This is a genomic window from [Flexibacter] sp. ATCC 35208 (assembly GCF_001975825.1).
GTDB lineage: Bacteria > Bacteroidota > Bacteroidia > Chitinophagales > Chitinophagaceae > Chitinophaga.
This window is the reverse complement of sequence record NZ_MTKN01000018.1, coordinates 28,205-40,176: the sequence shown is the minus strand read 5'-3', so window position 1 is coordinate 40,176 and position 11,972 is coordinate 28,205. Positions and strand designations below refer to the sequence as shown.

Annotated in this window: 9 protein-coding genes; 6 read left to right on the top strand and 3 right to left on the bottom strand. The window is 44.6% G+C overall.

All coding sequences use genetic code 11. The annotated features are described in order from the left end of the window. Positions 1–31 precede the first annotated feature (31 nt). Entirely contained in the window at positions 32–2,317 is a 2,286-nt protein-coding gene (locus BW716_RS13220; protein ID WP_083723117.1) for a GH92 family glycosyl hydrolase, read from the bottom strand. A gap of 370 nt (positions 2,318–2,687) precedes the next feature. Here BW716_RS13220 and BW716_RS13215 point away from each other — a divergent pair, with 370 nt between their 5' ends. Genes BW716_RS13215 through BW716_RS13205 form a run of 3 tightly spaced genes read left to right on the top strand, consistent with a single transcriptional unit; the run spans position 2,688 to position 6,566 of the window. Then, the gene (locus tag BW716_RS13215; protein ID WP_083723038.1) at positions 2,688–5,528 is read left to right on the top strand and encodes an OmpA family protein; all 2,841 of its coding nucleotides are present in this window, start codon (positions 2,688–2,690) and stop codon (positions 5,526–5,528) included. A gap of 1 nt (position 5,529) precedes the next feature. Beyond that, positions 5,530–6,087: a T9SS type A sorting domain-containing protein gene (locus BW716_RS13210; protein ID WP_083723037.1), complete on the top strand. Its 558-nt coding sequence runs from the start codon at positions 5,530–5,532 to the stop codon at positions 6,085–6,087. 23 nt (positions 6,088–6,110) lie between these two features. Next, positions 6,111–6,566, top strand: coding sequence for a VOC family protein (locus tag BW716_RS13205; protein ID WP_083723116.1), 456 nt, complete (start codon positions 6,111–6,113; stop codon positions 6,564–6,566). Between the two features lie 329 nt (positions 6,567–6,895). On the opposite strand, the gene BW716_RS13200 is transcribed toward BW716_RS13205, so the two are convergent. Further along, positions 6,896–8,032: a mechanosensitive ion channel family protein gene (locus tag BW716_RS13200; RefSeq protein ID WP_083723036.1), complete on the bottom strand. Its 1,137-nt coding sequence runs from the start codon at positions 8,030–8,032 to the stop codon at positions 6,896–6,898. A 149-nt stretch (positions 8,033–8,181) separates the two neighbouring features. Between BW716_RS13200 and BW716_RS13195 the strand changes: the two genes are divergently transcribed. The 3 genes from BW716_RS13195 (at position 8,182) to BW716_RS13185 (ending at position 11,364) form a co-directional block, all read left to right on the top strand. Next, positions 8,182–9,414 carry a DEAD/DEAH box helicase gene (locus tag BW716_RS13195; protein ID WP_083723035.1) on the top strand — a complete coding sequence of 411 codons (1,233 nt, stop codon included), beginning with the start codon at positions 8,182–8,184 and terminating at the stop codon, positions 9,412–9,414. 195 nt (positions 9,415–9,609) lie between these two features. After that, on the top strand, positions 9,610–10,095 hold the full coding sequence (locus BW716_RS13190; protein WP_083723034.1) for a response regulator: 486 nt from the start codon (positions 9,610–9,612) through the stop codon (positions 10,093–10,095). 96 nt (positions 10,096–10,191) lie between these two features. Continuing rightward, a complete protein-coding gene (locus BW716_RS13185) occupies positions 10,192–11,364 on the top strand; it encodes a glycosyltransferase family 4 protein (protein WP_179091117.1) in 1,173 nt (390 codons plus the stop codon). Between the two features lie 279 nt (positions 11,365–11,643). Here BW716_RS13185 and BW716_RS36755 read toward each other — a convergent pair. Further along, positions 11,644–11,972, bottom strand: a 329-nt coding sequence (locus tag BW716_RS36755) for a hypothetical protein (RefSeq protein ID WP_179091116.1), incomplete at its 5' end; no start/stop codon positions are given.

The following is an 11,972-nucleotide window of genomic DNA, read 5'->3' as shown; positions in this document are numbered from 1 at the left end:
CAAAAGCGGCTTTTTCTCAGTTATAAAAAAATCAGAATTTAGAATCCGGGCGATTTTCTGGTGCCTTCCCAAAATCATAGTTGGGCTGAGGGCCCATTTTGATTTTCAACACCCCTCCTTTCACCATATCCGCATGACGGATATAACTATTCTTATACGGCTTACCATTCAGCGTAGCACTCTGGATATAGATATTCGTCCCGCTATTGTTCACAGTCTCCACAGTAAAGGTCTTTCCACCGGCTAATTTCAGCACTGCTTTATCAAACAGCGGGCTACCCAGTACATAAATCCCTTTTGCAGGGTTTACAGGGTAGAAACCTAATGAAGACATTACATACCAGGAAGACATGGCACCACAATCCTCGTTACCTGCCAGTCCTTCGGGCGTAGTGGTATAGAATTCATTGACCACCTGTCTTACCTTCTCCGCCGTCTTCCACTGGTAACCGGCATAATTGTAAAGGTAAGTGACGTGATGACTTGGTTCATTTCCATGTGCATACATCCCGATCAGACCAGAAATATCACTACTTGCCTTGTCACCCATATCACCGGAAGCGGTAAACAGGCTATCCAGTTTCTTGGTGAACGGCTCATCGCCACCCAGCAGGGCAATCAGGCCTTCCGGATCCTGTGGTACCAGCCAGGTATATTGCCAGGCATTGCCCTCTGTAAAATCCCCAAATTCATGGATAGAATTGAAAGGATCAAAAGGCGTTTTCCAGCTACCATCATCCATTCTTGGACGCACAAAACGTATGGAAGGATCAAAGTAGTTCTTATAATAAGTTGCCCGTTTAGAGAAATATTCAAAGTCTTCGGTACGACCCAGTTTCTTTGCCATGGCAGCTATACACCAGTCGTCGATCGCGTATTCCATCGCTTTGGACACGGACTCCTTTTCATGTTCGGAAGAGATATAGCCTTTCGCTTTGATATCCTTCATGCCATAATCATCTCTGGTGGCAGAAGTCTTCATGGCTTCAAAAGCTTCGTTTGGATCAAAACCGGTATACCCTTTCAGGTATGCATCTGCAATAAAAGGCACTGCATGGTATCCTACCATACAATCCGTTTCATTGCCCATCAGTGGCCAGATAGGCAGTTTGCCTTGTTGTTTGTAAATAGCCAGCATAGAATTTACAAACCCGCTTACACGATCAGGTTGCAACAGCGTATACATCGGCATGTCTGAACGGTAAATATCCCAGAGCGAAAATACGGTGTAGTTGTTGAAACCCGGGTTCGCATACTCGTGCTTATCAGTACCACGGTATGCACCATTATTGTCATTGAACAATGACGGTGCGATCATGGTATGATATAAGGAAGTATAGAAAATCGTCTTTGCAGAATCATTCCTGGTAGTCAGACTTACTTTTGACAACTCCTTATTCCATTTTTCATTTGCTGCCTTTGTCACGGCTGCAAAATCCCATCCCGGAATTTCAGCATTGATATTCTTTAAGGCATTGTCACTGCTTACAGGAGAAATACCCACCTTCAGCAGCACAGTGGCGGGCGCTTTTTGAAAGGAGATCACACCTTTCACCTCTTTGGCGCTGGCAGCAGTGCCTGTTTGCAGCACATCGGCATTATACACAGTAAAGTCCTTCATTGGCACATTACTTTTGATCGCGAACCACAGGCGTTGGTCTACCGCCCATCCTTTAGAATATCGATAGCCTTCGAGGGTGTATTCATCCTTTTTGGTGATGTAAGTTTCTACGGGACCATCCCAACCGATCCCTTCTTTCAGGTCTACAATAATGTGACCTTCTTCGTTCTGAGGGAAAGTATACTTATGAAAGCCTACTCTTTCAGAGGCGGTGAGTTCCACCTTAATTTTGTAATCTTCCAGCGTTACGGCATAATAACCAGGTTTTGCCGTTTCGTGTGCGTGGGAGTAGTGCGAGCCATAACCGCTGGTGGGATTATCCTGTGTACCACGGTTCGTACGTACCTTGCCGGTATAGGGCATTATGAGTACGTCGCCCAGGTCACCAATACCGGTACCACTCAGGTGAGTCTGCGAAAAACCGATCATGACACTGTCAGAGTAATGATAACCAGAGCACCAATCCCAACCTTTTGTGATATTGGTAGGTCCTACCTGAACCGCACCAAAAGGTACGTTGGCGCCTACAAATACGTGGCCGTGGCCGCCCGATCCGATGTAAGGATCTACATAATCTACTGGTTTGTAAATCTTGGTGCCTGTAACAACTGTCTTTTTTGATTGACCGTTTAATTGAATGCCGGAAGCGAGCAACGCCGCTGCCAGCATTGGGTAATGCATGAGTCCCAATTTCATATCTTGAAATCCTTTAGAACACCCAATATACGGTGCTGGCTGCAAAAAGTAAAGCCCGGTGAAAATGACATTAGTCAGGGTTAATATGTTACAATGAAATGCAGGAAACATTTGATATTCAGCGTTTCTGTTAGTGCTACTTACTATTCCGATAATTTAATATTTAGCTCTAATCCTTGACCATCAAACAATACGGTCCCTGAATTCGGCCATTTTTGCATATTCTGATGGCAAAAGCATGCAAAAAAGACACTTTCTCCGGAAATTCTAAAATATTAACACTATCTTTACTATATTTAAGTCATTATATAATAATATATTTTAACTTGATATTATTTATATTTATAGCGCAGGCCAAATATCCTATGAGATGAAAGCAATTTTACTCATTTTACTTCTTCCTTTTCTAGTGTGTGTAAGCAGTGTAAGTGCTCAAACTACCAATACAGGCATTACCGGTTTACAAGGTATGAACTATCAGGCAGTTTTGAGAAAGACCAGTACCCAGGGCGTAGCAGCGAACCTGACGGTGATGGTCAAGTTCTCTTTTTCTGCTGAATATAATAGTGCCCCTGTATATGAAGAAGTAACTTCATTAGTAAGTTCCCAACAGGGTATTATTTCTACTGTAATTGGTAAAGGGACCGTGATCACCGGATCATGGAGTGCCATTCCATGGAGCAGTGGTTATGTTTGGCTGCAGGCTTATGCAGATATGACCTCATCCGGTAATTATGAAGCGATTGGTAGCCCAGTACAGATGTTTGCCGTACCCTATGCATTGTATGCGGCCAACGGTGGATCCAGTTCCGGCGGAACAGGTACTGGTACTGGCATCAGCTGGAAAGGTACACTGACCACAGCACCGCTGACCGCTGTTACCGGCGACGCTTATTACAACAGTGTTGACAAGAAATCTTATATCTACGATAGTACCGGTATATGGCAGATTATGACCCAGGATGGTACTTCTGTGACCTGGCTGGGCGCTTTCACCACCGAACCTACTGGTCCTGTTTCTAACCAGGCCTACTACGATATGACCCTCAAAAAGTCTTACATCTATGATGGCACTGCGTGGCAGATTATGGCACAGGATGGAGTGGATGGTACAACGCTCGTTTGGCTCGGTACCCTGACTGATACCCCGACGACCGCTTCGCTCAACCAGGCTTATTATAACTCTACAGATAGAAAATCATACATCTACGATGGTACAACCTGGCAGGTGCTCACCGAAGATGGTGTGCAAGGGATAGGTATTTCGTGGCTGGGTTCTTTTGCCACCGCACCCACCTCTCCTACTCTGAACCAGGCTTATTATAATACGACTGATCGTACTTCTTATATCTATGATGGCACGGCCTGGCAGGTACTGGCAGAAGGTGGTACAGGCTGGACGATGAAAACGCTGGATTATGAAACGACTGGGCTGTTAGGTCTCGCGACAACTGCCAGCACAGATACCTTGAAAGCGACTAAAAAGGTTTGGCTCACGACAGGTAATACGGGTACGAATTCGAACACTGATTTTATAGGTACACTTGATACAGCAGCTTTTGCCATCAAAACAAATGGTAATGGTACGCAACAGGAAAGAATACACTTCACCAATACTTCCAGGGTGTTTGTAAATGGTAGTGCGGATACAGCTTCTTCCCAGGGGCAGGCCGTATTCACGGTATTTGGGGGTGGTGCGCCATTGGCATTGAATTCAAGCGAAGCTAGTACAGAACACGCGATCAATGGTTATAACTCTAACAGTACTGCTGCGATCTATGGCCGTAACTATAGTAATGGTTATGGTATACAGGGGGTCTCCTCTGCAGGTGCCGGTGTATATGGCTGGTCAAACAGTAAGGGTTCCTTGCCCATAAAAGGTGAAAATTATTCCAGTACAGGGGGGTATGGGATCTTTGGTTCCACGCGATCTCCCTTTATATATACATCCAGCGGAGCGTATGGTGCAGGTATGATTGGTTGGGCACAGAGTACCACGGGAATAGGTTTGCTGGGGATAGGTAACAACATTGATTATACGAATACTTCATTATTACAGGGTCCTACATCTGGTGCAGGTGTATTGGGTAACGGTATTAACTACGGTGTGGTAGGTATTGGTGGTATTTCTAATACTACTGCAGGTGTGGGTGTAGCTGGTGGAGGTAACAATATGTCAGTCGTTGCGCCAGCTTCAGGTGGTACAGGAGTATCTGGGGTGGGTTATATTGGTGTGAGTGGTTATGGAAAGAGTTCTACCAATTCCGGTGGTGATGCCGGTCGCTGGGGTGGGTATTTCGAAAGCCGCTATGGCAGTGCAGTGATCGGGAATATTTATTTAGCCGGTCAGGCCACTGCCGGCACATTTGTAGGGTATGCCACCACAGGTAGTAAATCTACCATTATCAAGGACGAAACTGGTAAGCCACGGTTACTGTATTGTACAGAAGCGCCCGAAATTCTGTTCCAGGACTATGGTGCTGGTGAACTGAAAGATGGTAAAGCGCATATTGATCTTGACAAACTGCTTACGCAACATATTCGTGTAGATGAGAAACATCCGCTAAAAGTATTTATCCAGCTGGAAGGTGATTGTAACGGTGTGTTTGTGACCAATAAAACACCTAATGGTTTTGATGTAAAAGAATTACAAAACGGGAAATCAAATGTGGCGTTCACCTGGCAGATTGTAGCCAGCAGGGCAGATGAAGTGATTGCGACAGGTGCTACACTGAACTACTCCGATCAGCGTTTTGCAGTAGGCCCGGGTCCGATGCTGTCTACAGAAGAAGTGAGACCAGTGATTGATTCTACAGCAGGTGAAGCTAAAAAAGCGGCATTAAAAACAGAAGAAGAACTTATCGTAAATAAAGCATTTTCTAACCTCCAATTTGCGAGTGCGAAAGCAGATATTGCTAAACGTTCATTGTCATCAATGGACAACCTGGCCACCCTGCTGAAAACTCATCCTGAATGGTACGTAACATTGAGCGGCCATACAGATAATGAAGGTACCCCGGCATTTAATCAAACCCTTTCAGAAAAAAGAAGCGAAGCGGTAAAGACCTACCTGACCTCAAAAGGAGTGAGTGCAGATCATATCACGACTATCGGTTACGGACAAACTAAACCCCTTAGCACAGAAAATACCCAGGTTGCCAAAGAAAAGAACCGACGCGTAGAGATCGCAATTTATTCAGAAAGACCTTAAAATGATAAATCTGAGAAAAACCATATTTACAGGACTGCTGGTTGCTGCCATGATGATGGTTGCAGGCTTGTCGTATGGGCAGACTGATACTACAGAAAGGTACACGGCCAAGCAGTATACCATTGGTACTGCCGGAACATACCTTCTGGTTCAGGGTATGTTTTATATCGCCTACAATATTGGTGAACCCATCATATTTGCAGATAGTAGTCTGAACTATGCCCTTTGGTTTGGCTTTGAGCAGCCTTTGGGAGATACTATTGCTTATAAGAAAGATGATATGACGGTATACCCCAATCCCGCATATGCCAGCACAGCGACGGTGAAGTATGTGATGAGTGATGGTAGCGGGAGTTCCGGGATCACCAAGATCGATATCAGGATAGTGAACCTGTCGGGGCAACTGATGTTTACGGATTCGCAGACGGTAGACGTTGGTGAAAGTATATTTCAATACCAGTTTGACGTAGATAAATACAATCCAGGGGTATATGTGATCACGCTGTTTATGGATACTGGTATTAAAGCCAGCCGAAAATTTGTACGGGTGAGAATATAGGGAATATGCCTTATCTTAAAGGTATGAAAAAGATAATTCCACTCTGCCTGCTAGCAATTGTTATGATGACCCATATACAAGCCATTGCCCAACAAAAAAGCCCGATACTGAACCATATTGCCGTATATGTATACGATCTTGAAAAAACCACTGCATTCTATAGGGATGTACTACAGATCGATACAATTCCAGAACCTTTTCATGATGGCAAACATTCCTGGTTTAGGATTGGCGAGCATAGCCAGATGCACCTGATCAGGGGGGCGGCAGCTGTGACGACGCATGATAAGAATGGGCATTTGTGTTTTAGCGTGCCTTCGATGGCAACGTTTATTGATAGACTACATGCGAATAAGGTGCCGTTTGAGAGTTGGCAGGGGGTGAAGGATGTGGCGAATAAGAGAGTGGATGGGGTGCAGCAGGTTTATTTTAAAGATCCGGAGGGGAACTGGATTGAGGTGAATGACGATAAGTATTGAGGGATGGATGTGAGATGGAGATTGAAAATGATGCATGAGGCTTCTGATGGATTTAGTTGGATGGAGATGGAGTTCGGCAATGAGACATGAGGCATCTGATGGATTCAGTTGGATGTGAGATGGAGATTCAGCAATGAGGCATGAACATCTGATGGATTTAGTTGGATGTGAGATGGAGATTCAGCAATGAGGCATGAACATCTGATGGATTTAGTTGGATGTGAGATGGAGATTCAGCAATGAGGCATGAACATCTGATGGATTTAGTTGGATGGAGATTTAGCATGAGGCATGAATCGGATGGATTGATGCCCCATGACAGGTATAGTTTAAGCCTGTGAAGGCAGGTTGAATGGATTGATGCCAGCACCATTTGCCTGGTTAGGATCATTGGTTTTATTTGCGCTTTCTTCCAGCACTGCACGTGTCTTAGGCAAACAATAAGGATGATTGTCCCTTAAAAAAACCAGCATCTTTTCCCTGACATCACAACGGAGATCAAAAGCCTTCCCTGAACTGTTAGCACTCACCAGGAAGCGGACCTCCACCACACGTTCTCTAATATCAGTCACCTGTACAGCTTTCACTCTTCTATCCCACAGCGGATGGGTTTTGAGTATGCGATCCAATTCCTCGCGCATGGCGTCGAAAGGCGCAGTATGATCCAGGTATAAAAACGCTGTACCCAAAATAGCAGAGCCGGTACGGGTCCAGTTCTGAAACGGCTTTTCAATAAAATAATTGATAGGCAGGATTAATTTACGCTGGTCCCAGATACCGAGTACCACATAGGTAAGGGTGATCTCTTCTACCCTGCCCCATTCACCTTCTACGACGAGCACATCGTCTATACGGATAGGTTGGGTAAAGGCGATCTGCATACCGGCGAGAAAATTGGACAGTGACCGCTGAGCGGCAAAACCGATAATAATACCACTGACACCCACACCGGTCAGTAAGCCGGCACCGATCTTGCGGAGACTATCAAAACTGAGTAGAACGGCGCAGAGAGTGAGAACCAGTATTGTGCTGACAGCGAACTTACGCACGAACTGTAACTGGGTCCTCAATTTACGTTCCCTGAGGTTATCTTCCTTGCTCAGGTCGTAGGAGTGGTACATATAGTCTTCAAAGACCTTAACAAGGCCTGCGAGGGCAAAGCCAAAGGATAGGATAAGGCCAATTTCAGCGGTTTTAGAGAGAATATTCATAGGCTTCCGGGAAAGTTCCATGAATGGAAGCACTATATTGAAAACCAATAATGGAAGTAGATAATTGACAGCCAGGCCCAGGTGCTTCAATATGGATCTGATCAGGGAATAACTGGTATTATTCTTCGTAGTAAGACGTAGAATAAATGCTATTAAGTATTTGATTATCAATCCAGTAATAAGTGCCGAGGCCCCTAGCAAAATATTCCATAAAAATGGCGGCATGTTTAGGTTCTTCTGTAAATCTTCAAGCATGGTCACGTATTTTGTAATGAAAAGCCTAATTTCCCGCAAAGAACATACCGGGATGGGCAGTATTTGGCGCTTATTATTTGTATCGCACCTTAGGTGGCCGTTTTTTGTTATCTTTAGTTAATATTTAATGATTTTAAACAGTACACGCTTTGTATTTTGATGAATTTGACCTGGATGACAGGGTACTAGACGGGATTGACGCAATGGGTTATACCACAGCAACGCCTGTACAGGAAAAAGTTATCCCCCCCATTATTGCTGGTAAGGATATTCTGGCCTGTGCACAAACAGGCACGGGTAAAACTGCCGCTTTCCTGCTTCCCATTATTCACCGGCTCCTTACCGAGCATCACGATAACCATAAGATCAATTCCCTGATCATTGTTCCTACACGTGAACTGGCGGTGCAGATTGCACAGACGCTGGAAGGGATGTCTTATTTTACCAATATCAGCTCCATTGCTGTATATGGAGGTAGTAATGGCGCCTTGTTCTCTGCCGAAAAGAAAGCATTGACCTCTGGGGTGGATATGGTGATCTGTACGCCTGGGCGTATGATCGCGCACCTGAACATGGGGTATGTGAAACTGGACGCGGTGAAATACCTGGTATTAGACGAAGCCGACCGTATGCTGGATATGGGTTTTAATGATGATATCATTAAAATCACGTCCTTCTTGCCAAAGGTGAGACAAAACCTGCTATTTTCTGCGACCATGCCGGAAAAGATCCGGAAACTGGCAATGAAGATCCTGCATCAGCCGGAGGAGATCAATATTGCGATTTCCAAGCCACCGGAGAAGATCGTACAGGAGGCTTTTGTGGTATATGATGAACAAAAACCCGCTTTGATAAAGGCTTTGCTGAAGGCGAAGGAATTTGATAATATAATTATCTTCTGTTCCCGCAAGCAGAATGTGAAGCAACTCACTAATGAGTTGCAGAAGGCAAAGTTTACAGTGGAGCAGATACATTCTGACCTCGAGCAGGATCAGAGAGAGCAGGTGCTAATGGATTTTAAGAGTAAGAAACTGAAAATCCTTGTAGCGACAGATATATTGAGCAGAGGGATTGATATTGAGGATATCAATCTTGTGATCAATTATGATGTGCCCAATGATGCGGAGGATTATATCCATAGGATTGGACGTACGGCCAGAGCTGCCACAGAGGGCACGGCTTATACAATCGTGAGTGAAAAGGAGCAGCGGAAGTTTGCACGAATTGAAGAAGTATTGGGAAAATCGGTGACGAAAACCCCGGTGCCCGAGGAATTAGGCCCCGTGCCGGAATATACCGCCAAACCAGGTAGTGGAGGAAAGAAGCGGCCTGGCGGGTATAAATTCAGGAATAATAAGAGTAATTATAGTAATAAGAAATAAGCATTCGGCTTAAAATATATTAGAAGACCCTGGTCATACGACCAGGGTCTTCTTTTTTTCCATTTTTTGGAAAATCTTCTAGAAAAGAGACCATTTATAGCCCATGCCAATTTCAAAACCAGCCGTGGTGGCTGATTTGGCACGTCAAATATTTCTGGCCTCTAATTGGTTTCTACTATATCAAACGACAACGAAATGGCAACAAAAACAGACAGCAAAATATACGTCGTAGATGATGATCCATTTTATCTGGCTACTTACGATAAACACCTGAGAGCTCAGGGCTACAATAATATCTCCTGCTTCCTTTCAGGCAAAGACTTCCTGGAACAGCTGACGGATGAGCCGGATATCGTAATACTGGATCATGACCTGGGCGATATGACTGGTCTGGATGTACTGAAAGAGATCAAACGCTTTAACACAAACATCTTTGTCATTTTTGCCAGTGCAAGACAGCAGACAGACATTGCGACTGCCTCACTCAAGAACGGTGCATTTGACTACATTATAAAGGATGACAACGTGCTGGAGCATATCACATCAACACTCAGCAAGCTGTTCGTTGTACAGGACTACCTGAAGAAGAAAAAACGCAATAACCGCTTCTTCTTTTTCTTTAGCCTGATCGTCGCCACACTAATGATTGTAAGCTTTCTGCACGATATGTTAAGACATTAAGCCAATGTTTTATTTAACTACCTAACCTACGATTGCTTACACCTTAGTCCTTTTATCCCTATACCTGTTAAAACGCATTTTTAAATTATGCAACCCATGAAAAAGATAATAGCAGTTCATTTATCAAACGACAGGAGTGGAAACACATTGATCTTCCGTGAATCGCTGGAAACCTTAGCGGAGAAGGGCATGGACATCCATTTAATTACGAACGGCAACACGCATACACCAGGATACCTGACCGATTTATCGCACATACAGTATCACTACATAAATTATATAGAACGGGGTAACAAAACGCGTTTATTCTTCAGCTTCCTGCTGGCGCAGATGAGTATTTTTTTCAAGGTACTTTGGTTAAGTAAAAAAGGCGATAAGGTATACATTAATACTTTACAACCTTTTGGGGCGGCTTGGGCCAGCAGGCTGAAGGGAGCGCAAATCACCTATCACATTCACGAAACGGCGATACAGCCTGTAGCATTCAGGAAACCGATGCTGAAAAGTGCACAGTTACTCGCACACCAGATCGTATATGCTTCCCGGTTTGTACAGTCACAATTTGAGTTCAGGAAAGCAGAAAAGAGAGTAATTCACAGCTGTCTGCCCAGTTCATTTGTACAGGAAGCGGTATTACATGCAAATCATGGTGCCCGCAAGACCATCCTGATGGTGGCTAAACTGGAAGAAGAGAGCGGTGTGCAAGAACTGATAGAACTGGCTAAGGCCATGCCGAAAACAAGGTTTGAACTGGTTATCAAAGCAACATATAAAGAAATTGCAGATCATTTTAAAGGTATGACCGTACCGAACAATATCATGATCTACGATACACAGCTGGATATGCACCCATTCTATCAACGTGCGGCTGTAGTACTGAACCTGTCTCATGCGGGACATTTCCAGGAGACATTTGATATCAGTATTCTGCAGGCAATGAGTTATGGCCGTCCGGTGATTGTACCGCTGGCAGGTGGTGCGAACGAACTGGTAGCGCATGGTTGGAATGGTTACCGCATCAGCGGACATTATGTAGAGCAGGTACGCAAGCATGTTGAACAGCTATTGCATAATAAACCGTTATACGCAGATATGAGTTGTGCGGCGCAGCTGGTGGCTAGCCAGTTCAAGCCTACACACTTCAAGCAGCAGCTAGAGGATGTATTTATGGAAGGGACCTGCTATACACCCACAAAGAAACAGGAGGTAGCTGAGGTACTGCTTTATCCTGCGGCTTTGCAGGAATACCTTAACACAGCGTTGAATTAAAGAGTTTTTGTTGCGTGTATCAGTACCGGGGCCCCGGGTGAAGTTTGAGGGGGACCTGGAAAGGAAACGGGGCCCACGGATACTGGATTACACTAAAGATATTTTGTTTGAGTATGTGGAACTTCACATCCCGGCCCTGGTGGTATAGAAAAAGACGGATGATTATAGGATGGGGCCAGGAGATGGAAGTTGGGATTGAAAGAGATTTACTTTAGTTTTTTATAATTTTTTAGTGGAACAGAGAACAAAGGATTTAGAGGGTAATTTTTGAGTTTTTGCTTAATGAGGGAGTGGAATGGCAGTGAGGGAGGGTTGAGAAGGAATGGAGGTGAAGAGGGTTTGTGGAGTGAGGATGGATGGAGAGAGATGGAGGAAAGTGAAGAGGGGTTGTGGGTGAGGATGGATGGAGAGAGATGGAGGAAAGTGAAGAGAGTTTGTGGAGTGAGGATGGATGGAGAGAGATGGAGGAAGGTGAAGAGAGTTTGTGAGTGAAGATGGATGGAGAGAGATGGAGGAAAGTGAAGAGGGTTTGTGGAGTGAGGATGGAACGTGAAAGAGATGGAGGAAGGTGAAGAGAGTTTGTGGAGTGAGGATGGATTGACAGAGAT